The 26,011-nt window shown below is 67.7% G+C and carries 23 protein-coding genes; 16 read left to right on the top strand and 7 right to left on the bottom strand.

The window, feature by feature from the left end; translation table 11 throughout:
* Positions 1 to 48 precede the first annotated feature (48 nt).
* Positions 49 to 978 carry a LysR family transcriptional regulator gene (locus L1O03_RS09415; protein ID WP_236119519.1) on the top strand — a complete coding sequence of 310 codons (930 nt, stop codon included), beginning with the start codon at positions 49 to 51 and terminating at the stop codon, positions 976 to 978.
* 87 nt (positions 979 to 1,065) lie between these two features.
* On the opposite strand, the gene L1O03_RS09410 is transcribed toward L1O03_RS09415, so the two are convergent.
* Positions 1,066 to 1,668: a superoxide dismutase gene (locus L1O03_RS09410; RefSeq protein WP_236119518.1), complete on the bottom strand. Its 603-nt coding sequence runs from the start codon at positions 1,666 to 1,668 to the stop codon at positions 1,066 to 1,068.
* A 145-nt stretch (positions 1,669 to 1,813) separates the two neighbouring features.
* Here L1O03_RS09410 and msrA point away from each other — a divergent pair, with 145 nt between their 5' ends.
* From msrA to L1O03_RS09395, 3 genes are all read left to right on the top strand, one after another.
* Positions 1,814 to 2,482 carry a peptide-methionine (S)-S-oxide reductase MsrA gene (gene msrA / locus L1O03_RS09405; RefSeq protein WP_236119517.1) on the top strand — a complete coding sequence of 223 codons (669 nt, stop codon included), beginning with the start codon at positions 1,814 to 1,816 and terminating at the stop codon, positions 2,480 to 2,482.
* Between the two features lie 145 nt (positions 2,483 to 2,627).
* Positions 2,628 to 3,581, top strand: a complete 954-nt coding sequence (locus tag L1O03_RS09400; protein ID WP_236119516.1) for an L-lactate dehydrogenase — start codon at positions 2,628 to 2,630, stop codon at positions 3,579 to 3,581.
* A gap of 54 nt (positions 3,582 to 3,635) precedes the next feature.
* The gene (locus L1O03_RS09395; protein ID WP_236119515.1) at positions 3,636 to 4,550 is read left to right on the top strand and encodes a DUF5926 family protein; all 915 of its coding nucleotides are present in this window, start codon (positions 3,636 to 3,638) and stop codon (positions 4,548 to 4,550) included.
* A 6-nt stretch (positions 4,551 to 4,556) separates the two neighbouring features.
* Here the strand turns inward: L1O03_RS09395 and L1O03_RS09390 are convergent, their stop codons facing one another.
* From L1O03_RS09390 to L1O03_RS09375, 4 genes are all read right to left on the bottom strand, one after another.
* Positions 4,557 to 5,834: an LCP family protein gene (locus tag L1O03_RS09390; protein WP_236119514.1), complete on the bottom strand. Its 1,278-nt coding sequence runs from the start codon at positions 5,832 to 5,834 to the stop codon at positions 4,557 to 4,559.
* 39 nt (positions 5,835 to 5,873) lie between these two features.
* Positions 5,874 to 6,920 carry an MFS transporter gene (locus L1O03_RS09385; RefSeq protein ID WP_236119513.1) on the bottom strand — a complete coding sequence of 349 codons (1,047 nt, stop codon included), beginning with the start codon at positions 6,918 to 6,920 and terminating at the stop codon, positions 5,874 to 5,876.
* 322 nt (positions 6,921 to 7,242) lie between these two features.
* Positions 7,243 to 7,965: a CPBP family intramembrane glutamic endopeptidase gene (locus L1O03_RS09380; RefSeq protein ID WP_236119512.1), complete on the bottom strand. Its 723-nt coding sequence runs from the start codon at positions 7,963 to 7,965 to the stop codon at positions 7,243 to 7,245.
* On the bottom strand, positions 7,944 to 9,179 hold the full coding sequence (locus L1O03_RS09375) for an amidase family protein (protein WP_268914233.1): 1,236 nt from the start codon (positions 9,177 to 9,179) through the stop codon (positions 7,944 to 7,946). The genes L1O03_RS09380 and L1O03_RS09375 overlap by 22 nt, the downstream gene beginning before the upstream one ends.
* 33 nt (positions 9,180 to 9,212) lie before the next feature.
* On the opposite strand from L1O03_RS09375, the gene pheA reads away from it, so the two are divergent.
* The 3 genes from pheA to galE all read left to right on the top strand — a co-directional run bounded on the left by pheA (position 9,213) and on the right by galE (position 11,920).
* Positions 9,213 to 10,175: a prephenate dehydratase gene (gene pheA, locus L1O03_RS09370; protein ID WP_236119511.1), complete on the top strand. Its 963-nt coding sequence runs from the start codon at positions 9,213 to 9,215 to the stop codon at positions 10,173 to 10,175.
* A complete protein-coding gene (locus L1O03_RS09365; protein ID WP_236119510.1) occupies positions 10,175 to 10,816 on the top strand; it encodes a histidine phosphatase family protein in 642 nt (213 codons plus the stop codon). Before pheA ends, L1O03_RS09365 begins: the two co-directional genes overlap by 1 nt.
* 69 nt (positions 10,817 to 10,885) lie before the next feature.
* Positions 10,886 to 11,920 carry a UDP-glucose 4-epimerase GalE gene (gene galE / locus L1O03_RS09360; protein ID WP_236119509.1) on the top strand — a complete coding sequence of 345 codons (1,035 nt, stop codon included), beginning with the start codon at positions 10,886 to 10,888 and terminating at the stop codon, positions 11,918 to 11,920.
* On the opposite strand, the gene L1O03_RS09355 is transcribed toward galE, so the two are convergent.
* The gene (locus L1O03_RS09355) at positions 11,917 to 12,942 is read right to left on the bottom strand and encodes a septum formation family protein (RefSeq protein WP_236119508.1); all 1,026 of its coding nucleotides are present in this window, start codon (positions 12,940 to 12,942) and stop codon (positions 11,917 to 11,919) included. The two genes, galE and L1O03_RS09355, sit on opposite strands and share 4 nt — an antisense overlap.
* Positions 12,943 to 13,003: 61 nt before the next feature.
* Here L1O03_RS09355 and serS point away from each other — a divergent pair, with 61 nt between their 5' ends.
* The 6 genes from serS to glpK all read left to right on the top strand — a co-directional run bounded on the left by serS (position 13,004) and on the right by glpK (position 22,185).
* On the top strand, positions 13,004 to 14,263 hold the full coding sequence (gene serS, locus L1O03_RS09350; protein WP_236119507.1) for a serine--tRNA ligase: 1,260 nt from the start codon (positions 13,004 to 13,006) through the stop codon (positions 14,261 to 14,263).
* 261 nt (positions 14,264 to 14,524) lie between these two features.
* The gene (locus L1O03_RS09345; protein ID WP_275949263.1) at positions 14,525 to 15,655 is read left to right on the top strand and encodes an alpha/beta hydrolase; all 1,131 of its coding nucleotides are present in this window, start codon (positions 14,525 to 14,527) and stop codon (positions 15,653 to 15,655) included.
* Positions 15,656 to 15,790: 135 nt separating this feature from the next.
* Positions 15,791 to 17,797 (top strand): 1-acyl-sn-glycerol-3-phosphate acyltransferase, encoded by a 2,007-nt coding sequence (locus L1O03_RS09340; RefSeq protein ID WP_236119506.1) that lies wholly within the window; start codon positions 15,791 to 15,793, stop codon positions 17,795 to 17,797.
* A 306-nt stretch (positions 17,798 to 18,103) separates the two neighbouring features.
* Positions 18,104 to 19,837 carry a glycerol-3-phosphate dehydrogenase/oxidase gene (locus L1O03_RS09335; protein ID WP_236119505.1) on the top strand — a complete coding sequence of 578 codons (1,734 nt, stop codon included), beginning with the start codon at positions 18,104 to 18,106 and terminating at the stop codon, positions 19,835 to 19,837.
* A gap of 5 nt (positions 19,838 to 19,842) precedes the next feature.
* The gene (locus L1O03_RS09330) at positions 19,843 to 20,589 is read left to right on the top strand and encodes an MIP/aquaporin family protein (RefSeq protein ID WP_236119543.1); all 747 of its coding nucleotides are present in this window, start codon (positions 19,843 to 19,845) and stop codon (positions 20,587 to 20,589) included.
* A 42-nt stretch (positions 20,590 to 20,631) separates the two neighbouring features.
* The gene (gene glpK, locus L1O03_RS09325; protein WP_236119504.1) at positions 20,632 to 22,185 is read left to right on the top strand and encodes a glycerol kinase GlpK; all 1,554 of its coding nucleotides are present in this window, start codon (positions 20,632 to 20,634) and stop codon (positions 22,183 to 22,185) included.
* An 80-nt stretch (positions 22,186 to 22,265) separates the two neighbouring features.
* Here the strand turns inward: glpK and L1O03_RS09320 are convergent, their stop codons facing one another.
* Positions 22,266 to 23,054, bottom strand: a complete 789-nt coding sequence (locus tag L1O03_RS09320; protein WP_236119503.1) for an alpha/beta fold hydrolase — start codon at positions 23,052 to 23,054, stop codon at positions 22,266 to 22,268.
* A gap of 115 nt (positions 23,055 to 23,169) precedes the next feature.
* Between L1O03_RS09320 and L1O03_RS09315 the strand changes: the two genes are divergently transcribed.
* From L1O03_RS09315 to L1O03_RS09305, 3 genes are all read left to right on the top strand, one after another.
* Positions 23,170 to 24,012: an HAD family hydrolase gene (locus L1O03_RS09315; RefSeq protein WP_236119502.1), complete on the top strand. Its 843-nt coding sequence runs from the start codon at positions 23,170 to 23,172 to the stop codon at positions 24,010 to 24,012.
* Between the two features lie 6 nt (positions 24,013 to 24,018).
* Entirely contained in the window at positions 24,019 to 25,221 is a 1,203-nt protein-coding gene (gene glf, locus L1O03_RS09310) for a UDP-galactopyranose mutase (RefSeq protein ID WP_236119501.1), read from the top strand.
* Positions 25,222 to 25,378: 157 nt separating this feature from the next.
* Entirely contained in the window at positions 25,379 to 26,011 is a 633-nt protein-coding gene (locus L1O03_RS09305; RefSeq protein WP_236119500.1) for an isochorismatase family protein, read from the top strand.

Raw genomic sequence — 26,011 nt, 5'->3', positions numbered from 1 at the left:
AATAATTAGTAAAATGTCCGAAATGACGTCAAACGATACGGAGCATGCATGAAAGACGAGACGGTGCTGCGCAGCTTCCTCCGCGTGGCCCGGGTGGAGCACCTTGGGGAGGCGGCAGACCAGCTGGGGATCACGCAGCCGACGCTCTCCCGGCGCATCGCCACCCTGGAAAGAAGCCTCGGGGCAGAGCTCTTCGACCGCGCCGGGCGCGGCATCCGGCTCAACGAGCGCGGGCGCGCCTACCTCCCCCACGCGGAGGCGGCGCTGGGGGAGCTCGACGCCGGCAGGGCGAGAGTTCAGCGGCTCATGGATCCGGGCCGGGGCACGGTGCGGCTGGACTTCATCCACTCGCTGGGGACGTGGCTCGTGCCGGATCTGCTCCGGGCCCATCGCCAGGTCTACCCCCACGCCACGGTGCGCCTCCACCAGGGGCCGGCGCAGGCGCTGGTTCGGCGGGTGCTCGCGGACGAGGCGGACTTGGCGCTCGTCGGGCCGAAGCCGGAGGAGAGCGCGCCGGGTGGGCCGCTCGAGTGGTTGCCGTTGCGCCGGCAGCGGCTGGCCCTCGCCTTCCCGGAGGATCATCCCGGGGCGGCGGAGGGCGGGCCCATCGCCTTCGCGGAGATCGAGGGGGAGCCGGTTATCGCGATGCTGCCCGGCTACGGGACGAGGATCATGCTCGACCGGCTGAGCGAGCGCTGGGGGGTGAAGCTGCGGATCGTCTTCGAGTCGATGGAGCTCACCACCGTGTCCGGGCTGGTCACCGCGGGTTTGGGGGTGGCGCTGCTGCCGCTCGATGACCCCTTCCTGGTCCCCCAGGGGATCGTCTTGCGGCCGCTGGATCCGCCCGTCTACCGGGGGATTGGCATGGTGTGGCGCCGGGATGCGGCCCCCGCCCCGCCCGTCGATGCGTTCCGGGAGATGGTGGTGCGCGGGGCGGAGGCGGCAGGGGTGGGCGTCGAGACCTCAGGGGAGCGTTGAGACGCGAACACCCCGCCGCCGGGATGCCCGGGGCGGGGTGAGTGGGCTCGCGGAGCTCAGCGAGCCCTGTCAGGGAGAGAGTAGCGTTTAGGCCTTGGCCTTGGCGTAGCGCTCGGCGACGTCATCCCAGTTGAAGACGTTCCAGACGGCCTTGACGTAGTCGGCCTTGACGTTCTTGTACTGGAGGTAGAAGGCGTGCTCCCACATGTCGAGGAGAAGCAGCGGGGTGAGGTCGACGGAGAGGTTGCCCTGCTGGTCAGTCATCTGCTCGATGACGAGGCGGTCCGCGATGTGGTCATAACCGAGCACGGCCCAGCCGGAGCCCTGGAGGCCGAGGGCCGCCGCGGAGAAGTGCTCCTTGAACTTCTCGAAGGAGCCGAAGTCGCGGGCGATGGCCTCAGCGAGCTCGCCGGTGGGCTCGCCGCCGCCGTTGGGGGAGAGGTTCTTCCAGAAGATGGAGTGGTTGGTGTGGCCGCCGAGGTTGAAGGCGAGGTCCTTGGACAGGTGGGTGACGACGGAGCCGATGGTGCCGTCCTCACGAGCCTTCTCCAGCTTCTCTAATGCAGCGTTGGCGCCATTAACGTAGTTCTGGTGGTGCTTCGTGTGGTGAAGCTCCATGATCTCCCCAGCGATGTGGGGCTCCAGGGCGTCGTAGGCGTAATCGAGTTCAGGAAGTTCGTAGACAGCCATGAAAAATCCTCTCTGTTGCGATCGATGTCGCGAGTTCTTCATCCGGAATTCGGATGGTCCCCATAATAGGCATTGCTGTTGATTTGGCAACCATCCCCAAAAGTTCAAATACCCGAAAAAGAAAATTCGAAAATAAGGAGAAACCATGGGTTGGCTCTTTTCCACTGGGCAGCCGCAGCTCATCCCCGCTGAGGAGACCCTCCGTGGGGGCTCGACGCCCGTCCTCGCGCACCCTCAGCCTCACGTGGTCCTCGGCACGCCGATCGGCGCGCCCTGGCGCCCTGAGCAGCGGGTTCTCATCGTGGGGCTCGGCTGTTTCTGGGGCGCGGAGAAGCTCTTCTGGTCCCTGCCGGGCGTCGAGTCCACGGCGGTGGGATACGCCGGCGGGCAGACGCCTCACCCCACGTATCGGGAGGTGTGCACGGGGCGAACCAACCACGCGGAGGTCGTGCAGATTATTTATGATCCGGCGCGGATCACCCTCGAGGATTTAGTGAGAAAGGCGCTGGAATCGCACGACCCCACGCAGGGATTCCGGCAGGGAAATGATGTCGGAACGCAATATCGCTCCGTTATTTATACGGTGGGCGAGAACGCGGAGGAGGACGCGCGGGCGGTGCAGCGGATCGTCGACTCCTATGGGGAGCGGCTCGCGGAGCACGGCTACGGGGCGGTCACGACTGCGGTGGCCCCGCTCGCCGGGCAGTGTTACCTTGCGGAGGACGAGCATCAGCAATATCTCGCAAAGAACCCACAGGGTTATTGTCCGCATCACTCGACGGGTGTCGCCTGCCCAATGCCCGAAGATTTGTGAATCTGCCCGCATTGTGGACAGATTCCCACAGAATCGGGCATAATGGGGACGTCAGCGCGGCGAGGACGGTGCGACAACCACGGGGCGTGGTGATCACCTCTTCACCGCGGCGCGCGAACCCGAAGGGTGAAGAAGGGCAGGAACAATGAAGGACATCGTCGGAAACAAGGTCGTACTCATCGGAGCGGGCGACGTGGGCGTGGCCTACGCCTACGCCCTCGTCAACCAGGGAACCTGTGATCACCTCGCGATTATCGACATCGATGAGAAGAAGCTCGAGGGCAACGTCATGGACCTCAACCACGGCGTGGTCTGGTCCAGCTCCCGCACCCGCGTGAGCAAGGGCACCTACAAGGACTGCGAGGACGCCGCCATCGTCGTCCTCTGCGCCGGTGCCGCCCAGAAGCCGGGCGAAACCCGCCTGCAGCTGGTGGAAAAGAACATGAAGATCACGAAGTCCATCGTGGACGAAGTGATGGCGAACGGCTTCGACGGGATCTTCGTCGTCGCCTCCAACCCGGTGGACATCCTCACCTACGCCACCTGGAAGTACTCGGGCCTTGACCACCACCGCGTCATCGGTTCCGGCACCGTGCTGGACTCCGCCCGCTTCCGCTACATGCTGGGCGAGCTCTACGAGATGGCGCCGTCCTCGGTGCACGCGTACATCATCGGTGAGCACGGGGACACGGAGCTCCCGGTTCTCTCCTCCGCGACGATCGCCGGCGTCTCCATGCGCAAGCAGCTGGAGAAGGATCCCGAGCTCGAGGGGCGCCTGGAGAAGATCTTCGAGGAGACCCGCGACGCCGCCTACCACATCATCGACGCCAAGGGTTCGACCTCCTACGGCATCGGCATGGGCCTGGCCCGCATCACCCGCGCCATCCTCCAGAACCAGGACGTGGCCCTGCCGTGCTCCGCGCTGCTGCAGGGCGAGTACGGCCAGGAGAACATCTACATCGGCACCCCGGCGATCATCAACCGCCACGGTATCCGCCGCGTCGTCGAGCTGGAGATCACCGATCACGAGATGGAGCGCTTCACCCACTCCGCGAACACTCTCCGCGAGGTGCAGGAGAAGTTCTTCCCCGCCGAATAACCGCCCCGGCCAGCGCGGACAGTCATGTCCGGGGCACCCGGTATGGTGGTGCCCATGGCCAAGAAGAAGACACCGAAAGAGCAGCTGCCTGAAGGCATGAGCCGCCGCCAGGCTAAGCTCGCTGCCCGCGCCGCCGAGCGCGCCGCCCTCGCGAAGGACCCGCGGCCGTTCGGCGGTTTCGCCATGGAGGCGGACCTCATCGCCCTCCAGGAATTCGTTCCCTCCGCGACGGCACCGCTGCCCCTCAGCGTCGAGGCGCCGCGCCCCATCACCCTCGTCACCCTCCTGCCCGGGGCGGGGGCCGGCGTGGCCCGTGAGAACGACGTGCTCATCGCCCTCCAGGCGGCCAGCCGCTCCCAGAACCCGGGGCGTGACCTCGCCCGCTGCATCCAGTGGGCGCTCGACGCCCAACCGGGGGACACCCTGAGCTCTGCGATCGCCGACGGCCAGGAGCCCGCGCTGAGCGATCTCCTCCCCGCCGACGCCACCCTCGACATCACCGAGCACGAGGACTTCGACTGGTGGCTCCCCGAGGGGCAGGCCGCGAGCCTCTCCCCCGAACTGGCGGCCAGCTTCCGCCAGGCCAACGAGGCCATCATTCCCTCCACGCAGGTCGCCCCCGAGCTTCCGGGCTCCGCCTGGTGGGTGGACCCGGGCACGAAGGCCCACATCCGCTGGGTGTACCCCACCGAGTCGGAGAACGCCATGCTCAACGCGCTGGCCCGGATCGCGGCGCGCGGGGAGCTCCACCTGGGAGAGAAGACGAAGTTCGCCGGGGTCTTCCGCACCCACGGGATCGTCGTTCCCGTCTTTGACCTGGACCGCACGGTCCCGGCCGAGTCCTATGCCGAGCCCATGGCGGTGCTCAACACGGCGCTGGAGAAGGAGCTCAGCAACGACGCCCCGCTCAGCGCGGAGGAGCGGCGCAAGCTGCAGAACATTAAGTCGCGCGAGGTGACGATCCGCTAGGAGCCTCTAGCGCAGCGAATCCCACAGGGCGCCGGCTCCGGCCTCATCCCAGAGAACCACCGATCCCACGTCATAGTCGGCGAATCCGCCGACGGGCACGGTCTGGGTCTCGGGGCCGGAGCGCATGGCCCACGCCACGCGAGCGAGGTGCCAGACGTGGTCGCCTTCATCGACGGTGAAGGAGGACGTTGCCGTCGAGATGAGAGGGATCAGGCGGAAGGGGTTGAGGAGAGTCCACGGGGACGTGGCCGCCTTGAGCAGCGCGCCGAGGAACTGCCGCTGCCGGGCCACGCGGTCAAGATCGCCCTGTGCTGTGGCCCGGGTGCGCACATAGCCGAGGGCTGTCGGTCCGTCGAGGGTTTGGCAGCCCGCCTGGACGTCGAGCTGGGCGAGCGGGTCCGTGATCGCTTCCTGCACGCAGACGTCCACCCCGTTGACGGCGTCCACGACGCCCGCCAGGCCGCCCATGCCGATCTCCGCATAGTGGTCAATGCGCAGGCCCGTATTTTGCTCGACGGTCTGCGCGAGGAGCTTCGGCCCGCCATAGGAGAAGCTCGCGTTGATCTTGTCCCAGCCATAGCCGGGGATGGAGACATAGGAGTCTCGGGGGATGGACACGAGGGTGGGCTTGCCCCCACCCATCCGTGGGATGTGGAGGAGGATGATTGTGTCGGTGCGGCCGGTGCCGATGTCCCCGCCGGTCCCCAGGCGGGCGATGTCCTCTTCCGTCATGCCCTGACGGGAGTCCGAGCCGACGAGCAGCCAGTTCGTGCCCGCAGTGTTGGAGACGTGGGAGTCGGGAAGGGCGTCGACGCGGTTGAGGGAGGCGTCCGCCCACAACCCGAGGACCAGGATGGCGACGACAAGGATCGAGAGAAGCCCCGAGAGGGAGCAGCCGCAGCCGCGGGGCCGGGGCACCCTGAGCCGGGGTCGGCGCCGGGGTGGTGCGGGGTGGGCAGCCTGTGGGCGCCGGGAGTAGGAGGGCGCCGGGGGGTGGGGTGGGGAAAACGGCTGCTGCGGTGCCTGGTAGGGCTGACGGGGTCGCTGGGGCTGCTGAGGCTGCTGGGCCCGGGCGGCACGGCGTTCCTCCGGGGAGGGGAAGTGTTGGCGCGGGGCATCGGACCGCTCGACGCGGGTGGGCTCAGGCGCGCGGTGACGGCCAGAGACTTGCGGCCGGGGTGTGGGGTTCCCGGCGTCGTGCGTCGACGCCGATCTCCGCCGGACGGGGCGCCCGTAGCGGTCATAGATCGGGCGCCCGTAGCGGTCCCGTGCGATATCGTCCATGGCTTTGTAGTGTAACGACGGGGCTCGGGGATGCGGTGTCTAGTCGCACACTGGGATGGTGTCGAACTCCGACGCGAGGGGAAGTTGGCTGAGCAGGGTGCGGCTGGCAAGGATGAAGGCGATGAGAGAGACCACAGTGCAGAGGACCATGCTCCACCGGAAGCCGATGAGACCAAGGATGGTGCCGGCGCTCGCGGAGGCCATGATCGGAAGGAAGCTGGTGACGAATTGCGCGCCTGCCGAGCACTTGCCGAGCTTCTCTGGTGGGGCTGACAACGACAGGAAACCACCGACATAGGAATTACGCGCAACCGAGGGAATCACGGTGGCGAAGGCGGCAACTGCGATGAGCGGCCAGTGCTGGGAAAAGGCGAGCAAGAAGAGATACCAGAAGAGCTCCCAGGCCATATCGACGCGGATAATTCTGCGGCCGGGGAAGAGAGCGATGAGTTTGTCCTGGATGAGGCCCCCGAGGATCATTCCTGCGGTAAACATTGCAGAGCAGAGTCCGATGATCCAGCCGGCAACGCCGAGGTAGGCGAGCCATAGATCGATAGCCGCGATGAGGAAGAAGTTGGCGAGGTTCGAAAAACACTCGATGGTGAAGATCGCCCTAATGATCGGGTACCGCCAGATCCACGCCAAGGAAAAGCGGAGGTCCTGCCAGAATTCGGCAAAAGAGTATTGTGTTCCGGAGCGCGCGCTGGGAAGGGGACGCTCGATAGACCTCGAGGCGTAGAGAGGACCGAGCCCCAGAATCGATTGAAAAAAGAAAGGCAGGCTCGGAGCGATGCCAAAGAGGAGGCCGCCCAAGGGAAGACCTGTGAGCCAGATGACGCTGTCGCGCGTCTTGTTCTTCCCCTGCGCTTGGACATAGAGATTCTCTGAAATCACAAAGCGGAGGACGGCGTTGGTGAGACCGCCGAAAGTCCCGGAGGCCAGCCCCGAGCATGCCCCGAAGAGAAGGAGAAGGGGAAAAGTAAAGAGCTCAAAGAGGAGAAGAAGCGCAAACACGCCCCAGATCAGAGCCTGGATAATGCCGTGGCATGCCAGCAGTGTTTTCTTGTTGAAATTGTCAGTGATCATGCCGGAGGGAATTGTCATGATCATTGCCCCAGTAGCCGTTACTGCTCCGACAACACCGGCTTGACTGAGGCTTCCTGTCACGTGGAGACTCGCCAGGGAGATCGGGACTGAGATGAGAGCGGACCCAAGGGTGCTGGCGGTATCGGCGATAAACCACCGGACATAATCGGGATGATCCTGTCGAACGGTGCGCCAGAAAGCCCATCGAGGCGGAGCATCGTGATCCATGTGGTCCTCCTGGGGTCGCTGGTATCGCAGGAATAGGTCCCCACACTCTACACGCGATATGTGATATGTAACACCCTTTTGCTTCCTGGCCGCCTTACCCCCACGGCAGCCCGCCGAGCGCCTGGTAGCCCACGAAAGCGACGGCGTCGATGAGGAAGTGCGCGATGACGAGCGGCCACACTCGCCCCGTACGCGCGTAGAGCGTGCCGAAGACGATCCCCATGAGGAGATTGCCCACCCCGGCGGATATCCCCTGGTAGAGGTGGTAGCTCCCGCGGAGAAGAGCGCAGGCTGCCACGACGGCCACCGTGCCCCAGCGGCACTCGCGGAGTCTTGTCATGAGCCAGTGGACGACGACGAACTCCTCGGCGATCGCATTCGCAGCGGACCACAGCAGCAGGATGGGAATCTGCAGGTAGGCGTAGTGGAAGGCGCTGGGGATGACCTCCCGGGTCCACCCGTGGTGGAGACTGAACAGGTATAGGCCCAAGCCCGGGATCCCGATGAGCGCCGCCAGCCCCACCCCGATTGCAAGGTCCCCCTTCCGGCCCCGGGGGATGGGGTGGCCGTCGAGCCTTAAGAGGTAGAGGGCCAGCCCGCCCCAGGCGAGGAGCACGGCGGCGGAGCATAGCTGGAGCGCCAGGTCCAGCCACGGGGAGGTGGACTGGGGCGCGTTGAGCGTGACCTGCTGCTGCTCGAGGGGCGTGGGGCTCAGGAGCGCGTCGAGGAGGCGGAGCACCGAGCGCACGCCGGACATCCCGAAGGTGAGGGTGAGGACGAGGAGGATTTCGGCCCTTAGGCGTCGGCGGCTGCGCATCGGCCCTCCTCTTCGAGCTCGAGGCCGAGCGCGAGCAGCTCCCCCGCACCCATGCTCACCGCGCAGAGGTGGAGACCGACCCCGCCCGGCCGTCCGGCGCCGCCGCGCCACGGGACGCACAGCGCGGACATGCCGGTGATGTTCGCCAGGGATCCCCAGGGTGACCAGCGGGTTTGTTCGAGGAAGTTCTGCTCCGGCGGGAGGGAGGAGAAGTGGCCGTGGGGTGGTGGAGCGAAGGCGAGCATGGGGGTGAGGAGGGCGTCGACGCCCAGGGCGCGGGCCACCCGGCCGTGGGGCCCGGAGGCTTCGGCCATGAGTCGGCAGGCGCTGGTCCGGTGGGCGCGGCGCCCGCACTCGCGGAGCCAGGAGACGATCTCGCTTTCGTGGGGAGTGGTGGGCACGCTGAGCAGGGAGGAGGAGAAGATGTCGCGGAAGGCGGCGAAGAGGCGCTCGGCATCGAGGCGCTCGGGGCGGATGGGGCGGAGCTCGTGGCCGCGGGTGCTCAGGGCGTCGGCGGCGTCGGCGAGGGCGCGGCGGGCCTCGGGGGAGACGGGGGTCTCGGCCCAGAGCGGGCGGTCCATCACCCCGATGAGCCGTCGGCCGGGGTGGGGCCGGAGGCCGGAGAGAGCGGCGCAGCGGCTGAGCGTCGGGGCAAGAAAACCGGCCGTGACCAGGCCTCCGCCGGCTGGATCGCGCGGAGTCTTGATGCTTGCGAGCCCGCAGGCGGCCGCCGGGATCCGCAGGGAGCCGCCCCCGTCGGTGCCGTGCGCGGCGGGCACGAGCCCCCGGGCCACTGCGACCGCCGCCCCGCCCGAGGAACCACCCGGTGTGCGGCCGGGCAGGCGGGGGTTGTCGGGGGCGGGGAGGCCCACGGGCTCGGTGTAGCCGGTCATGCCGAGCTCGGGGGTGAGCGTCTTGCCGGGGATGATGGCCCCCGCCTCCAGCAGCCGCCGGGCGAGCGGATCGGTGTGTCGCGCGAGGATCGCGCGTTCCGCGCTGCCAAAGCTCGTGGGCATGCCCGCGACATCGCAGAGGTCCTTGATGGGGATGAGCTGGCCGTGGAGGGGCCCGCGTCGAGAAGGCGGGAGGGCGTCGAGGGCATCGGCCCGCGCCCGGGCGGCGTCGGCCGCGATGTGGGAGAAGCCGTGCTCCTCGGAGGGCATCGCGTCGACGCGGCGGAGAAACTCCTCCACGTGGCGGCGGGCGTCAGACATGGACCTCACCCTACGCGCGCATACAGTAGAGACATGACTCGCATCGCCTACCTTGGCCCTCGCGGCACGTTCACCGAGCAGGCGCTCGGGGTTTTTCTTCAGCAGTTCCAGGTTGCCGACGCCCGCAGCCTGCCCGTCGCCAGCCCGGCGGCGGCCATTGACCTCGTGCGCGCGGGGGAGGCGGACTACGCCTGCGTGGCGATTGAGAACTCGGTGGACGGGCCGGTCACGCCCACGTTTGACGCCCTGAGCAGCGGGGAGGGGGTGCAGATTTATCGGGAGGTGGACCTGGACATCGCCTTTGCCATCATGGTGCGCCCCGGCACCAGCCCCGAGCAGATCCGCACCATCTCCACCCACCCCGTCGCCTATCAGCAGGTCACGGGCTGGCTCGCCGAGCACATCCCCGGGGTGGACTTCGTGCCCGCGAGCTCCAACGCGGCCGCCGCCGTCGAGGTCGCCGAGGGCAGGGCCGACGCCGCGGCCGCCCCGCGCGCCGCCGCCGAGCTTCACGGGCTCGAGGTCCTGGCCGACGGGGTGGCCGACCACGCGGGGGCTCGGACGCGCTTTGCGCTCGTCGGGCCGGCGGGGGCGTGCCCCGCCCCGACGGGGAATGACCGGACGGCCGTCGTCTTCAGCCTGCCGAATGAGCCGGGGACGCTCGTCGCCGCCCTCCAGGAGTTCGCGGTGCGCGGGGTGGACATGGCGCAGATCGAGTCGCGGCCCACCCGCCAGAAGCTCGGCACCTATCATTTTCATGTCACCCTCGTGGGGCATATCGAGGATGCCCCCGTCGCGGAGGCCCTCAAGGCGCTCTACCTGCGCTCCCCTGACCTGCGCTTCTTGGGATCCTGGCCCTCGGCGGTCGGGGCCCCGGGGGAGGTGAGCTCGCCTCGCAGCGCCGCCCACGAGCGCGCCGAGGCCTGGCTCCGCGCCGCCCGCGAGGGACACGCCGCCGCTCACCACGGATCCGACCACGGAGAGGAAAACCACTGATGACCACTGGCCGCATCGTGCTCATGAGGCACGGAGAGACGACGAGCAATGTCGCGAGCGTCCTCGACTCCCGCCCACCCGGAGCGTGGCTCACCGCCCAGGGGGAGGAGCAGGCGCGCCGGGCGGGGCGGCGCTTCGCCGAGGAGGGCTGGGACTTCGAGGGCCTCTACTGTTCCATCGCCATCCGTGCTGGTCAGACGGCCACCCTCCTGCGCGAGGAGTACGAGAAGGTGCGCGGCCTGGAGCCCTACTCCGTGCCGCTCGAGCCGCTCCTCGGCGTCCACGAGATCGACATGGGTGACCTGGAGATGCACGGTGAGCCCGAGGCCTTTGACCTCTATAACTCCATGCTCTGGGCCTGGTTCGGCGGCGACGCGAGCCGGCGCATGCCCGGCGGCGAGAACTATGAGGACGTCCTCGCCCGCTACCGCCCGGCCCTCGAGTCCGTTCACGCCGCGCACCCGGAGGGGGACGTGCTCATCGTCAGCCACGGGGCCTCCATCCGCACGGCGGCGGTGCACGCATGCGGGATCGACCCCGCCTTCGCCGTGGAGAACCGCCTCCCCAACTGCACCCGCGTGGTCATGCGCCCCGAGGGGCGGCCCTATGGGCAGTGGAGCATGGAGGCCTGGGCCGAGTAGCCCCGACCTGGGGCGACGCTCCCCGCGAGCCCCCGCACGTCGTGGCCCATTTCCGTTAACCTGACTAGCATGAAGGTTCTCATTACTGGTGGCGCCGGCTACATCGGCTCCACGATTGCCTCGTGCTGCGTGGACAATGGCATCACCCCTGTCATTCTCGACGACCTGAGCAAGGGCCTGCGCACATTCGCGGAGCCCTATTCCTTTTATGAGGGCGATTGCGGGGACGCCAGCCTCCTCGATCGGGTGTTCACGGAGCACCCCGACATCGAGGCGGTCGTCCACTGCGCGGCCAAGATCGTCGTGCCGGAGTCCGTGGCCCAGCCGCTCGACTACTACGAGAACAACGTGGCGAAGCCGATCGTCCTCCTTCAGGCGATGGAGCGGCACGGCGTCGAGACCTTTATCCTCAGCTCTTCCGCCTCCCTCTACGAGCCGGGCCAGGACCTCCTCGTCCACGAGGGCTCCCCGGTGAACCCGCAGAGCCCCTATGCCGCCTCCAAGTGGCTGCTCGAGCGCATCCTCGAGGACACCGCCGCCACCGGCCGCCTCAAGGCGATCGCCCTGCGCTACTTCAACCCCATCGGCGCGGACCCGCAGCTGCGCACTGGCCTGCAGATTCTCCACCCCACCCACGCGCTGGGGAAGATGATCGAGGCCTACCACTCCCACTCGGCCTTCACCGTCACCGGCGTCACCTGGCCCACCCGCGACGGCTCCGGCCTCCGCGATTACATCCACGTCTGGGACCTCGCCCGCGCCCATGTCTGCGCGCTGCAGCGCGTCGACGACGTCATGGCGCGCGCCTCCCGCCCCGGATTCGACATCATTAACCTCGGCACCGGCACGGGCACGACGGTCATCGAGCTGGTCAACGCCTTCGGCGAGGCCACCGGCACCGAACTGCCCTACACCACCGCGGATCCGCGGCCGGGCGACGTCGTCGGCTGCGCGACGCTCACCGACAAAGCCCGCCAGGTGCTCGGTTGGAGCGCGGAGCTCTCGCTTGCCGACGGCGTCCGGGACTCCCTCGCCTGGGCAGAGAAACTCCCGGCCGTCCTCGAGGAGGAGGCCGGGAAGGCTGAACGCGTCGAGCGCTCCTAGCGCGCCGGAGGAGCCGGAGGAGCCGGGGAGACGGGGGCCTCCGAGGGGGCCGGGGCCTCGGGCTTCGGCGGACGCTCCGGCTGGGGCGCCGGGGGCTCCCCGTTGATGGTGAACTCGCCCTTCGCGGAGCCGCGGAGCTGGGCAAAGCCCTCGTCCCCGCCGGAGACGAGCGCACAATTCACGCTCCGGGAGCCGCCGTTCCAGGACTCCTCGCTGAGCGAGGTCCAATACGGCTGGAGGCTGGTGGCGTAGAGCTTGTCGTCGTCGCCAATGTAGTCGATGGCGGCCTTCGTGCAGACGTCCTTGAGGAGGTCGTCCTGCTCCTCCATGCTCGGGATGTGATCGGGGAACTTCTCCTGGAGGTTGATGATGGAGGTGACCTCCATGGCGTGATCCCGGGAGCAGTCGATGGGGCGGACGGACTGGTCCTCGGCGATCGCGAGGCACTGGCCAGCCTGCGCCACCCGGGACTGATCCTGGTCCGCGACCTTGCCGGTGGTGAGCTGCGCGATGCCGTCGGCGTCGGTGGATTGGAAGCCGCAGAGCATGGTGCGGTCACCGTTCTTCCAAGCCTCGGCGGGCGGGAGGATCGGGGCGATCGCGTAGCGCCCCGCGGGGTCAAAGACCCCCTCCACGTACTGGAGGGCCGGGGCCCGGCAGAGCTCCTCGCGCAGCTGGGCCTGGCGCTCCTGGTCGGGCATGGGGGCGGCCTCCCCGAACTCGCTGGAGGGATAGGAGGAGAGGTCCTCGCGGCTGGCCACCTCAAAGCGGTGTTTGCCCTGGCAGTTGGCCTGCTCGAAGTTGCTCACGCTGCCGTCGGCGCCCACATCCCACGTGAGGCAGGAGCCCACATCGGCGGTGGTGAACGGGGTGGAGCTATCCCCCGAGCTGAGTCCGCGGTGGTGGCCGTCGGCGGAGGGGGCGACATAGACATAACTGCCCGCCGCCACGACGCCCGCCACGGCGGCGACGAGGAGAGTCCGGATAGAAGTGGCGCTGCGCCACGAAGCCTTCGTACTCATGACCCCTCCTATGGTAGGGAATGCGGGGGCCGGGCGACATCCTCACGGTAGGCTTAGGCACGTGATCGATCTGAAATTCTTGCGCGAGAACCCTGATACCGTCCGCGAATCCCAGCGCACCCGTGGGGAGGATCCCGCGCTGGTGGATCAGCTTCTGGCCGCGGACTCCGCCCGCCGTGACGCCATTAAGAAGGCCGACGACCTCCGCTCGGAGCAGAAGGCCCTGGGCAAGAAGATCGGCCAGGCGGATCCCTCCGAGCGGCCCGCCCTCCTCGAGGGCTCCCAGCAGCTCAAGGCCCGCGTGAAGGAGGCGGAAGAGGAGCAGAAGACGGCGGAAGAGCAGGTCAATGATCTGCAGATGAAGCTCTCCAATGTTGTCGAGGGGGCGCCGGCCGGCGGGGAGGATGACTTCGTCGTCCTCGAGCACGTGGGCACCCCTCCCGAGTTCGACTTTGAGCCGAAGGACCACCTCGAGCTCGGCGAGACCCTCGGCCTCATCGACATGAAGCGCGGCACCAAGGTCGGCGGCGCGCGCTTCTACTACCTCACCGGCGCCGGCGCCCTGCTCCAGCTGGGGATGCTCACGCTCGCCGCGCAGAAGGCGACCTCCGCAGGATTCCAGCTCATGATTCCGCCGGTGCTCGTCCGCCCGGAGATCATGGCGGGGACGGGCTTCCTCGGCGATCACGCGGAGGAGATCTACTACCTGGAGCGCGATGACCTCTACCTCGTCGGCACGAGCGAGGTGGCCCTCGCCGGCTACCACAAGGATGAGATCATCGACCTCTCCGAGGGGCCGCGGAAGTACGCCGGCTGGTCCTCCTGCTTCCGCCGCGAGGCCGGCTCCTATGGCAAGGACACCCGCGGAATCCTCCGCGTCCACCAGTTCGACAAGCTGGAGATGTTCGTCTACTGCAAACCCGAGGAGGCGGCCGCGCAGCACCAGGCGCTCCTTGACATGGAGCGGGAGATGCTCGCCGCCGTCGAGGTGCCCTATCGCATCATCGACGTCGCCGGCGGGGACCTCGGCGCCAGCGCCGCCCGGAAGTTCGACACGGAGGCGTGGGTCCCGACGCAGAACACCTACCGCGAGCTCACCTCGACCTCGAACTGCACCACCTTCCAGGGCCGCCGGCTCCAGACCCGCTACCGGGACGAGAACGGCAAGCCCCAGGTGGTGGCCACGCTCAACGGCACGCTGGCGACCACCCGCTGGCTCGTCGCGATCCTCGAGAACAACCAGCAGGCCGATGGTTCCGTCGTTGTGCCGGAAGCGCTGCGTCCCTTCGTGGGCCAGGAGGTCCTGGAGCCCAAAAAGTAACCTTTGACTACCACCGGAAGGGGGTAGCGTCCCACCCGGCTTTGGTGTGACGTGTGGGTTCAGGGTGGGCTCAGCTTCGGGGGCCTCAGCCTGGGGAAAGGCTGAGAGGGGTGCCGTTCTAGCGGGGAAATGGGGCCGGTAATCGGCCCCTTTTGTGGAGCGGGGGAGAAGGTCTCCTGTTTGTATACCTTTAAGCCCTGGTCCTAGTTTCCGATAGTGACAGCTCTATCGAGAACACAGGTACGGAAAGGTACGCACACGATGTCTCACACTTCGCGTCAGCGCCGTCACCGCCGTCTGGGGACCGCCGCCCTCGCCCTGGCTCTGGGCATCACCCCGATGATGGCCCCCGGGATCGCCGCCGCCGGCACCGACCCCGAGGTCGCCCAGGCGGCCGCCGCCCGCCCCCAGGTGGAGGAGCACGAGGGCTACTTCACCAGCACCGACGGCCAGGGAACCCAGATTTACTGGCACTCGCAGCAGATCCCGAACGCCCGGGGCACCGTCGTGGTGGTCCACGGTGCGGCGGAGCACTCCGGCCGCTATGACCACGTGGCCGACCGCCTCCTCGACGCCGGCTACAACGTGTACCGCCTCGACCACCGCGGCCACGGCAAGTCCGCCGCCCCGGTCGTGAACAACCCGGTGGCCCGCGGCCACATCGATGACTTCCACTTCCTCGTCGATGACGTCCACCAGCTCGTCGAGAAGGCTAAGGCAGAGAACCCGGGCAAGATCTTCATGCTCGGCCACTCCATGGGCGCCGAGGCCTCGGAGTTCCACGGCATCAAGTACCCCGGCAGCGTCGATGGCTACGTGACCAACGGCTTCGGTGCGCCGCTGAACTTCTCGGGCCGCCGCGAGGCCGGGCAGCTCATCACCCCGGATGACATCACCGAGGCCCAGAAGCACCTGTGGCCGAGCCTCTCCGAGGTCCTGCCCCTCGACCAGCTGACCACCTTCAACGCCCAGCTCGCCGCCCAGGCGATCCCGGGCCGCACGGACCTGCGGGCGCCCTCCTTCCCGGGCTCTGACCGCATCCAGCCGCCGAACGTCTTCACCGGCGGCGTGGCCTCCGACCCGGCGGTCTCCGCGCAGTACAAGGTGGACCCGCTGGTCAACAAGACCGTCTCCCTGGGCATGACCCAGCAGCTCACCTTCGGCGCCATCTACGACGCCATCAACGCTGACCAGTTCACCGCCCCGACCCTCATCATGGCGGGCGACCGCGACGGCCTCGTCCCCGACTACTTCTCCAACGACTGGTACAACGCCATCAGCTCGCAGGACAAGCAGCTCATCAAGTGGCACGGCCAGATGCACGAGGTCTTCAACGAGCCCGCCGGCGACCAGGCCATGGACACCGTCATCGACTGGCTGAACAAGCACTAGAGCGGCATTCTCGACGCCCTCACCTGGGCGCGCGTCCCGCTCATCGAGGCCCCGGCTCCGGCCGGGGCCTTCGTGCTGCACGAAGCGCGTTGGCAGTGCCCGGTCGCAAATTCTCAGTCGTTTATAATATTGCGCATGGCAAGGGACGTGTTCTACCGCGGAATCGTGGAAACCTGCTATCGCATCATGGGACTTCAGGGCACCCAGCTGCGGCTTTCGGGGGAGGACAATATCCCTCGGCGGGGTGGGGCTGTCCTTGTGTATAACCACACCGGCTACCTCGACTTCGTCTTTGGTGGCATTGCGCCGCGTACGCAGCGTCGGCTCGTGCGCTACATGAGTAAGTCGGGCATCTTCCGCAATCCCATCGTCGGCTGGATCATGCGGGCGATGGGGCACATTTCCGTGGACCGCATCGACGGCACGGCCTCCTATCACGAGGCCGTCCGGCTCGCGCGGGAGGGGGAGCTCGTCGGCATCTTCCCGGAGGGCACGATCTCCCGCAGCCTGGAGATCAAGTCCATGCGCTCAGGCGCGGTGCGCATGGCCCGGGAGGCCGGGGTGCCCATCATCCCGATCGTCATGTTCGGCTCCCAGCGCTTCTGGAGCAAGGGCGGGGTGCGCCGCCTGGGTCGGGAGCACTTCCCGCTGCTCGTGCGCGTGCTCGACCCGTGGGTGCCCGACGAACACGGCGACCCCCAGGAGCAAACCGAAGAGCTCCGCCAGCGCATGCAGACCTGCCTGGAGGGGCTCTGGGCCGACTACCAGCGGGAATTCGGCCCCTTCCCCAAGGGAGAGCCGTGGGTCCCGGCCCGCTTCGGCGGCTCCGCGCCCACCGTGGAGGAGGCCGAGGAGGCCGACAAGAAGATCGAGGAGGAGCGCCACCGCGTGCGACGCCTCTCCGAAGACCTCTCCGGCCTGGGAGAAAAAGTCCAGGAGCTCTCCCGGAATGTGGTGAGCGGGGCCTATAACGCCTATGGCCAGGCGCGGGAGAAGCTGAGCTCCGGCGGCGGGGAGGAGACGCCCGAGGAGAGCGTCGAGAACTCACAGACCTCTGAGACCTCCGAGGCCTCTGCCGAGCTCGTGGCGGAAGAGCGCGAGGAGGGGGCGGAGTCCTCGCGGCTGCAGACGCTGCTGTTGTGGGTGAAGTCCAGCCTCGATGAGCTCGCCCACGAGGGCGGCACCGGCGTCAAGGAGGGGGCCGAGCGGATCAGCGCGGCCACCGAGCAGCTGAAGAAGGAGACGACGGCGCTCTACGCGCAGCTCGCGGCCTCGAGTTGGGAGAAGTACGACGGCTCACGGCTGGAGGAGGCGCTCACCAAGCTCGCGGCGCAGACGCGGCAGATCCTCGACCGCCTGCCCCACCGGGCGAAGCAGCGGCTCGACGGCCTGCCGGAGCTGCTCTGCCTCGACGTGGAGGGGACCATCGCGGACTCCTCCGGGTGCGTGAGCGAGATGACGAAGGAGATCGTCCAGGAGTACGCGCGGCGCGGGGTGCGGATTGTGCTCACGACGGAATCGGCGCCGATCGTGGCGCTGGAGGCGGCCGCGGCGCTCGACGTGGAGGCCACGATCGTGGCGGCCAACGGGGCGGTTCTGTGCGACACGAAGAACCCCGACTCCTCCGACTGCACCGAGGTGGACCCGCTGCTCGTCGGCGAGGTGCGGGCGGCGCTCACGCGGGTGGGGGTCGCGCACTCGCTCGAGCTGCTCATGGTGGGCCGGACGACGTGCCTCGTGTCGATCACCTCGCCGGATGTGGAGCCGCGGGAGCTCGCCCGGCGCATCGGGAAGGTGCTGAAGAGCAAGGCCGTGGTGACGTACACCGCCGAGGCGGTCCAGGTGACCGCGCCGGGGGCCGAGAAGGGGGCGGCCGTGGGCCGGCTCATTCCGCGCCTGGGGGTGGATCCGGGCTCGACGATGGCGATCGGCGACTCCGCCTCGGACGAGGGGCTGCTGCGCTCGGTGGAGGTGGGCGTCGCGATGGGGACGGCCCCCTCGGATGTCATGCGATCGGCGGATTGGACGGCCCATTCCCTCGAGGAGGAGGGCGCCGCGGAGGTGCTGCGTTCCCTCCTCGCGGAGGCCGATGCCGAAGAGGCTCTCCGAAAAGCTGAGGAGAGAAAAGAAAAGGAAAAGTAATAAGGCTATGGGGGTGACTTTCGACCACCCCCAATAAGGGGTGACTTATGCGAGGCCGGTGGGTCTTCTGAATGGTGTCAGAAGGCGTCTCACCGGCCTTTGTCCAGCTCATTGAGCGAGGGGCTCGGGGGCGGGGTGCGGGGCACGGATTCTAGGAGCCATGTTCTCAAAAGTGTGACGAATAGCCACGTGCGCGGTGCACGGCCAGTTATTAGCGTGGTGGGTGTTACAGGGGCGGCGTTGGTGTGCCGCCCACCGCTTTGCTGAGCCCCGCAAAAATAGCGGGATTTAAGGAGGCATGAGGACATGGCGTCCACCACTAGCCGGGCTCTGAGCCCACAGTCGCATTCCCAGGCATGGGAAGAATTCGGCAAGGAGAACTATGACGTCGTCATCATCGGCGGCGGCTCCGTCGGCGCCGGTGCGGCACTGGATGCAGCGACCCGTGGCCTGAAGGTCGCGGTCGTCGAGACCCGGGATTTTGCGGCAGGCACCTCAAGCCGCTCGTCCAAGATGTTCCACGGCGGTCTGCGCTACCTGGCGATGTTCGATTTCCGCCTCGTCGCAGAATCGCTCCGTGAGCGAGAACTGAATATGTCCACCCTGGCCCCGCACCTCGTGAAGCCGCTGCGCTTCATCTTCCCGCTCACCCACCACATGTGGGAGCGCGTCATGATGTTCTGCGGCTTCACCCTCTACGACCTCATGGGTGGCGCAAAGACCGTCCCCATGCAGAAGCACATGACCCGCAAGGGCGTGCTCAAGGTGGCCCCGGGTCTGAAGAATGACGCGGTGGTCGGCGGTGTCCGCTACTTCGACACCCTCGTCGACGACGCCCGCCACACCATGACCGTGCTGCGCACCGCCGCCGAGTACGGTGCGACCGTCCGCACCTCCACCCAGGTCGTCGACCTCGAGGTGGAAGAGGGCCGCGTCACCGGCGCCCGCCTGCGCGACACCGACACCGGCGAGGAAACCACCATCCACGGCTCCGTCTTCATCAACGCGACCGGTGTGTGGAACGACTCCATCGAGAAGATGGCGGGCAAGAAGGGCAAGTTCTCCGTCCACGCGTCCAAGGGTGTGCACATCGTCGTGCCGAAGGACGCCCTCGACGCCGACGCCGCTCTCTGCTTCGTCACCGAGAAGTCCGTGCTCTTCGTCATCCCGTGGGGCGACTACTGGATCATCGGCACCACCGACACCGACTGGAAGAAGGGCCTCAACCTGCCCGACCCGGCCCCGACCAAGGCCGACATCGACTACATCCTTGATCAGGTGAACCAGCGCGTCTCCCGCCAGATCACCCGCAAGGACATCGTGGGCGTGTACTCCGGTCTCCGCCCGCTGCTCGAGGGCTCCTCAGACTCCACCACCAACCTCTCCCGCAACCACGCTGTTGCCCGCGTCATGCCGGGCCTCATCTCCGTGGCCGGCGGTAAGTACACCACCTACCGCGTCATCGGTAAGGACGCCGTGGACCTGGCCATCCAGGATGTGCCGAAGCGCGTGCCCGAGTCCGTCACCGACCACACCCCGATCCTCGGTGCCGACGGCTACCACGCCCTCGCCAACCAGGTGCCGGCCCTCGCCCAGCGCCTCGGCCTCACCGAGAAGCAGGTGGAGCACCTGCTCGGCCGCTACGGATCCCTCATGGACGAGGTCCTCGCCCCGGCCAAGGAGGACGCCTCCCTGCTCGAGCCGGTTCCGGGTGCCGAGCACTACCTCATGGCCGAGGTCCGCTACGCCGTGACTCACGAGGGCGCCCTCCACCTCGAGGACGTGCTCAACCGTCGTCTGCGCGTCGCCATGGAGTACGCGCACCGCGGTGTGGAGTCCGCTCGCCCGGTCGCGGAGTTCATCGCTCCGCTGCTCGGCTGGGACGAGGCCACCACGAAGGCCGAGATCGAGAGCTTCACCAAGCGTGTGGAGGCCGAGCTCGAGGCCGAGAAGGCTCTCACTGACGACGAGGTCAACGACATCTTCCTCAACGTCGGCGAGACCCGCGAGAAGATCGAGTCCACCGGGGCCGACGCATGAGCACGCTGACCGGGATGCAGGCTCTCGGCTGGGAGTTCCTGGGCACTGCGCTGCTGATGCTGCTGGGTAATGGTGTCTGCGCCCTTAACACCCTGCGCACCTCCGGGGCGCGGGGCACTGGCTGGGTCCTCATCACCTTCGGGTGGGGCCTGGGCGTGTACGTGGGCGCCTCGGTCGCCGACCCCAGCGGCGGTCACCTCAACCCGGCGGTGACGATCATGGTGGCCATCAAGGGTGGCCTGGACTGGAGCCTCGTCCCGTACTACTGCGTGGGCCAGCTGCTCGGCGCGTTCGTCGGCGCGGTGCTCGCGTGGGCGGCGTTCAAGCAGCTCTTTGACGCCAACAACGTCAACGAGCGCGGTGAAGTCGTGCAGGGTAATCACAACACCAACACGATCTTCTTCACCGCTCCGGCACATCCGAACAACTTCTGGAACGTGGTGACGGAGTTCATTGGTACCTCGGTGCTGCTGCTCTTCATCGCCTTTGGTCCGGTGATGAAGGACGGGCAGTCGCTGGGGCCGCTCAGTTACTTCGGGGTCGCCTTCGTGGTGGTGGCCGTGGGCATGTCCCTCGGTACGCCCACCGGGTATGCGATCAACCCCGTGCGTGACCTGGGCCCCCGCCTGGCCTACAGCTTCCTCCTGCCGATCAAGGACAAGGGGCCGTCGAATTGGTCCTACGCCTGGGTCCCGATCGTGGGCCCGATGCTCTCGGCGGTGGTCGTTGGCCTCGTGGCTGCGGCACTATAAGAACTATCCGGACACTGCCTCACGACGATAAGGAATGATTCGATGAGCACCAAGTATGTGGCCGCCATTGACCAGGGCACCACTTCCACTCGCTGCATCATTTTTGATCACGACGGCAACCAGGTTGCTGTCGGCCAGTTCGAGCACGAGCAAATCTTCCCCGAGCGCGGCTGGGTCGAGCACGATCCCCAGGAAATCTGGGACAATGTGCGACGCGCAGTCGGCGCCGCCCTCGCGGACTCCGATGTGGGACGCGAGGACATCGCGGCCGTCGGTATCACGAACCAGCGGGAAACCACCATCGTGTGGGACAAGAACACCGGCGAGCCCGTCTACAACGCGATCGTCTGGCAGGACACCCGCACGACGGGTATCTGCAAGGAGCTGGGCGGCGCCGAGGGCGCCACGAAGTGGCACGACACCACGGGCCTCCTGCTCAACTCCTACCCGGCGGGCCCCAAGATCAAGTGGATCCTCGACAACGTCGAGGGCGCCCGTGAGCGCGCCGAAGCCGGCGACCTGCTCTTCGGCACCATCGACACCTGGGTCCTGTGGAACCTCACCGGCGGCGCCGACGGCGACGAGGGCGAGCCAGCCCTCCACGCCACTGACGTCACCAACGCCTCCCGCACCTGCCTCATGAACCTCCGCACCCTGGAGTGGGATGAGGACATCTGCAAGGCCATGGGCATTCCGATGTCCATGCTCCCGGAGATCCGCCCCTCCGTGGGCGACTTCCGCAAGGTCCGCGCCCGCGGCTCCCTCGGCGGGGTGCCGATCCGCGCGATCCTCGGCGACCAGCAGTCCGCCATGTTCGGCCAGGGCTGCTTCCGCCCCGGCGAGGCCAAGAACACCTACGGCACCGGCCTCTTCCTCCTCCTCAACACCGGCACGACCCCCAAGTGGTCCGATAACGGGCTGCTCACCACGGTCTGCTACCAGGTGGAAGGCGAGAAGCCGGTCTACGCCCTCGAGGGCTCGGTGGCCATCGGCGGCTCCCTCGTCCAGTGGCTGCGCGACAGCCTCCAGATCATCCCGAACGCGGCGAGCGTCGAGAACCTCGCCCGCGAGGTGAAGGACAACGGCGGCGTGTACATCGTGCCGGCGTTCTCGGGCCTCTTCGCGCCGCGCTGGCGCCCGGATGCCCGCGGCGTCATCGTGGGCCTCACGCGCTTCGCGAACCGCAAGCACCTGGCCCGCGCCGTCCTGGAGGCCACCGCCTACCAGACCCGCGAGGTCGCCGACGCCATGGTCGCGGACTCCGGCGTGGAGATCACCGAGCTGCGCGTCGACGGCGGCATGACCATGAACGAGCTGCTCATGCAGTTCCAGGCGGACATCCTGGGCACCAAGGTCGTGCGCCCGAAGAACATCGAGACGACGGCCGCCGGCGCCGCCTATGCGGCCGGCCTGTCCATCGGCTACTGGGATTCCCTCGAGGTGCTGCGCGAGCAGTCCAGTGGGGACACCACCTGGAAGCCGAAGATGGAGCGCGAGGAAGCCGAGCACCTCTTCTCCGAGTGGAACCGCGCCGTCGAGCGCACCTACAACTGGGAGGAGGACGCCGGGCAGCCTGAGGTTCAGCCTGAGGCTTAATCCCGGACGGCCCCGTCCATAGACAGCACCCCCGCCCTGGACGCGCAGGGACGGGGGTGTTCTGTGTTTTTTGTTTCGGCTCAGTGGGCGCTGACGTGGCGGACGAGCGCCTCCGCCACCTCCGCCGGGCGCTCCACGGCGCTCATGTGCTTCACCCCGGCGAGGCGGAGCACCTCCACCGGGGCGCCGCCCGCGCGGATGGCCTCCGCGAGCTCATCGGCCTTGTCCCAGGGCAGGCCGCCGTCGTGCTCGGCGGAGATGAGGAGGGTGGGAACGCTGATGGAGCCGACCTCCCCGCTGAGGTCCGTGGCGCCCAGCACCTGGCAGACCTGCGCGTAGCCCTCGTCCTCGCAGGCGCAGAAGGCGCGGCGGATGGCGTCGAGGGCCTCGGGGTGCGTGGCGGGGGCGGCCTCGGAGAACCAGCGCTCGAAGGTGTCGTCGACGAGCGACTCGGTGCCCTTCTCCCGGACGGTGGCGATCTTCTCCGGCCACTGGCTGAGCGGGGCGTTCACCGGCCCCGAGCTCATGACCGTGATCGAGCGCAGCCCGGGCAGCTGGGCGCAGCCGGCCGCGAGCGCGGTGAGCCCGCCGAAGGAGAGCCCGGCGAGGTGATACTCGCGGACGCCGAGCTCCTCGAGGGTGTGGCGGAGGGCGTCGAGGATGTCGGGCATCCGCGCCTCCCGGTCGAGGGGGAGGAGAGGGGAGCGGCCGTGGCCGGGCAGGTCGTAGCGGATGAGGCGGACGCGATCTCCCAGGTCCTGGGCCACGTCCTCCCACATGACCGAGGAGCTGCCGAGGGAGTGGCCCAGCACGAGGACGGGGGCGTCCTCCGGGCCGGTCACGGTGGTGGCGAGAGTCGGAGCCGACACGAGCGAATCCTTTCGTCGACGATGACAACACGAGGCGAACAGGGGCCCAACACGCGGGCACCCCGATGCGCCTTCCACCATAGAATCGGCGGGTCCAGGGGGTAAAGTGAGGAACGTGAAAGAAAAGCCGCTGCTCGTAGCAAGTGATATCGACGGGACGATCATCAGCTCCCAGGATCGGGTGCTGCCGCGCGTGCAGGAGGCCCTCACCCAGGCGGCGGAGAGCGGGGTGGAGATCGCCCTCGCGACGGGCCGGCCGCACCGATGGATCGAGCCCGTCCTCGAGCAGCTGCCCGTCCGCCCAGTGTGCGTCTGCGCGAACGGGGCGGTGCTCTATGACTCGAAGTACCACCGCATCGTCAAGGCCCATGAGCTGCAGCCGGAGGCCCTCACCGAGATCGTCCGCGCGGCGCGGGAGGCGCTCGCGGACCGGGGCGGGGTGAACGTGGCCGTCGAGCGCGCCGGGACGGGGGATGCCTTCGACGACGATCCCCGGGAGATGTTCGTCGTGACCCCGGGCTACTTCCACCTCTGGGGGACGCGCGAGTTCGGGGAGCAGCGGGAGGAGCGCGCGCTCGAGGAGCCGGCGATCAAGCTCTTGCTGCGCAACACGGCGCTGGGTGCGGAGGAGATGTACGAGGCCGTGGCGGCCGCCGTCGACCCGGAGCTCGGGCACGTCACCTACTCCATGGACGCGGGGATCCTCGAGGTCGCGCCGCCGGGGATCTCCAAGGCACACGGGGTGGCGGAGCTCGCGCAGATGCACGGTGTCCCCCAGGAGCGGGTGCTCTGCTTCGGCGACATGCCCAACGACATCGAGATGCTGCGCTGGGCCGGCTGGGGCGTGGCCATGGGCAACGCCCGCGAGCCCGTCAAGGAGGCCGCCGACGAGGTCACGTCCACCAACGACGAGGGCGGAGTGGCGGACGTGCTCGAACGCTGGTTTTCACTAAGCTAAAGGACCATGGATGAGAAGAAGGTCGATCTTTTTGTTGTCGGATCTGGTCTTTTTGGCCTGACGGTTGCGGAGCGGGCGGCCGAGCGCCTGGGCAAGAAGGTGCTCATCATCGAGCGCCGCCACCACCTCGGGGGGAACGCCTACTCGGAGGCCGAGCCGGAGACGGGCATCGAGATCCACAAGTACGGCGCCCACCTCTTCCACACCTCCAACACCCGGGTGTGGGAGTACGTCAACCGCTTCACCTCCTTCACGGACTATCAGCACCGCGTGTTCGCCATGCACGACGGCACCGCCTACCAATTCCCCATGGGCCTGGGGCTCATCAACCAGTTCTTCGGGCGCTACTACTCCCCGGAGGAGGCCAAGCAGCTCATCAAGGAGCAGACCGACGGGCTCGACCCCAAGGCGGCCACGAACCTCGAGGAGAAGGCGATCAGCCTCATCGGCCGGCCGCTCTACGAGGCCTTCATCCGCGACTACACCGCCAAGCAGTGGCAGACCGACCCCAAGGAGCTGCCCGCCGGGAACATCACCCGCCTGCCCGTGCGCTACACCTTCAACAACCGCTACTTCAAGGACACCTACGAGGGCCTGCCCGTCGACGGCTATGCCGCATGGCTGGAGCGCATGGCCGATCACCCGAACATTGAGGTCCGCCTGGACACCGATTGGTTCGAGGTGCGCGAGGAGCTGCGGGCGACGAACCCCGAGGCGCCCGTCGTCTACACCGGGCCGCTCGACCGCTACTTCGGCTACTCCGAGGGCACCCTCGGCTGGCGCACCCTCGACTTCGAGACGGAGGTCCTGCCCGTCGGCGACTTCCAGGGCACCCCGGTCATGAACTACAACGACGCCGACGTCCCCTACACCCGCATCCACGAGTTCCGCCACTTCCACCCCGAGCGGGCCGACCGCTACCCGCAGGACAAGACCGTCATCATGAAGGAGTACTCCCGCTTCGCCGGCGACGATGACGAGCCCTACTACCCCATCAACACGCCTGAGGACCGCGAGATGCTCGGCCGCTACCGGGAGCTCGCGGCCGCCGAGGCCCGGGAGAACAAGGTGCTCTTCGGCGGGCGGCTGGGGACCTACCAGTACCTCGACATGCACATGGCGATCGCCTCCGCCCTCAGCCTCATGGACAACACCCTCATCCCGTACTTCGAGGATGGGGAGGAGCTCAGCCAGGATCGGGGGCACTAGGGGCGCCCCGGCTCCGGGGGGGGGACGACGGCGGGCGCTGCGGCTGCCCGCCGTTCTCTGTGTGAACAACGCCACGGTGGGGGCGCCTCGACACAGCCGGGCGGGATAGGTTAGCCTAGTCTTTTGCGTAATCTGGAAGAAAGGCTAACCTATACTAATGGCAATCCCTGCTATTCCTTCATATCCCCTCCCCACCACCCTCCCCGACCCCGCGGTCTCCTGGGGCATCGACCCAGCTCGGGCGGCCATTCTGGTCCACGATATGCAGGAATACTTCCTCCGGGCCTACTCGCTTACGGAAGAGCCCATGAGCGCCGTGCTCCCCAACATTCGTGCTCTCATTGACGCAGCGGACTGCCAGGGCATCCCGGTCTTCTTCTCCGCCCAGCCGCCCGCCCAACACCCGCTGCGCCGCGGCCTGCTCTCCGAGTTCTGGGGCGAGGGCATGGGGACGGATGAGGACGCGGCGATCGTCGAGCCCCTCGCGCCCCGGGAGGGTCACACGGTGCTCACCAAGTGGCGCTACTCCGCGTTCGAGCGCACGGACCTGCGAGAGACCCTCGCCTATGCCGGGCGGGACCAGCTCATCATCACCGGCGTGTACGGGCACATGGGGTGCAAGGTGACTGCCGTCGACGCCTTCATGTCCGACGTGCAGGCCTTCCTCGTGGCGGATGCCATCGCGGACTTCACCCGCGAGGACCACGAGGAGACCCTCGATTGGGTGGGCCGGCGCTGCGGGCGGGTGCTCACGACGGCCGCCATCCTCGACATGATTGAGGAGCGCTAA

Source organism: Corynebacterium uropygiale, assembly GCF_021568315.1.
Lineage (GTDB): Bacteria > Actinomycetota > Actinomycetes > Mycobacteriales > Mycobacteriaceae > Corynebacterium > Corynebacterium uropygiale.
Note: the sequence above shows the minus strand (reverse complement) of the source record. Positions and strands in the feature narration are given on the sequence as shown.

What these genes read in the sequence shown, in the direction of transcription:
- L1O03_RS09415 (WP_236119519.1), top strand. Translation starts at nt 49, where the DNA reads ATGAAAGACGAGACGGTGCTGCGCAGCTTCCTCCGCGTGGCCCGGGTG.
- L1O03_RS09395 (WP_236119515.1), top strand. Translation starts at nt 3,636, where the DNA reads ATGGCCAAGAAGAAGACACCGAAAGAGCAGCTGCCTGAAGGCATGAGC.
- galE (WP_236119509.1), top strand. Translation starts at nt 10,886, where the DNA reads ATGAAGGTTCTCATTACTGGTGGCGCCGGCTACATCGGCTCCACGATT.
- L1O03_RS09410 (WP_236119518.1), bottom strand. Translation starts at nt 1,668, where the DNA reads ATGGCTGTCTACGAACTTCCTGAACTCGATTACGCCTACGACGCCCTG.
- L1O03_RS09390 (WP_236119514.1), bottom strand. Translation starts at nt 5,834, where the DNA reads ATGGACGATATCGCACGGGACCGCTACGGGCGCCCGATCTATGACCGC.
- L1O03_RS09345 (WP_275949263.1), top strand. Translation starts at nt 14,525, where the DNA reads ATGTCTCACACTTCGCGTCAGCGCCGTCACCGCCGTCTGGGGACCGCC.
- L1O03_RS09340 (WP_236119506.1), top strand. Translation starts at nt 15,791, where the DNA reads ATGGCAAGGGACGTGTTCTACCGCGGAATCGTGGAAACCTGCTATCGC.
- pheA (WP_236119511.1), top strand. Translation starts at nt 9,213, where the DNA reads ATGACTCGCATCGCCTACCTTGGCCCTCGCGGCACGTTCACCGAGCAG.
- L1O03_RS09335 (WP_236119505.1), top strand. Translation starts at nt 18,104, where the DNA reads ATGGCGTCCACCACTAGCCGGGCTCTGAGCCCACAGTCGCATTCCCAG.
- msrA (WP_236119517.1), top strand. Translation starts at nt 1,814, where the DNA reads ATGGGTTGGCTCTTTTCCACTGGGCAGCCGCAGCTCATCCCCGCTGAG.
- glf (WP_236119501.1), top strand. Translation starts at nt 24,019, where the DNA reads ATGGATGAGAAGAAGGTCGATCTTTTTGTTGTCGGATCTGGTCTTTTT.
- L1O03_RS09305 (WP_236119500.1), top strand. Translation starts at nt 25,379, where the DNA reads ATGGCAATCCCTGCTATTCCTTCATATCCCCTCCCCACCACCCTCCCC.
- L1O03_RS09355 (WP_236119508.1), bottom strand. Translation starts at nt 12,942, where the DNA reads ATGAGTACGAAGGCTTCGTGGCGCAGCGCCACTTCTATCCGGACTCTC.
- L1O03_RS09365 (WP_236119510.1), top strand. Translation starts at nt 10,175, where the DNA reads ATGACCACTGGCCGCATCGTGCTCATGAGGCACGGAGAGACGACGAGC.
- L1O03_RS09375 (WP_268914233.1), bottom strand. Translation starts at nt 9,179, where the DNA reads ATGTCTGACGCCCGCCGCCACGTGGAGGAGTTTCTCCGCCGCGTCGAC.
- L1O03_RS09385 (WP_236119513.1), bottom strand. Translation starts at nt 6,920, where the DNA reads ATGATCACTGACAATTTCAACAAGAAAACACTGCTGGCATGCCACGGC.
- L1O03_RS09400 (WP_236119516.1), top strand. Translation starts at nt 2,628, where the DNA reads ATGAAGGACATCGTCGGAAACAAGGTCGTACTCATCGGAGCGGGCGAC.
- glpK (WP_236119504.1), top strand. Translation starts at nt 20,632, where the DNA reads ATGAGCACCAAGTATGTGGCCGCCATTGACCAGGGCACCACTTCCACT.
- L1O03_RS09380 (WP_236119512.1), bottom strand. Translation starts at nt 7,965, where the DNA reads ATGCGCAGCCGCCGACGCCTAAGGGCCGAAATCCTCCTCGTCCTCACC.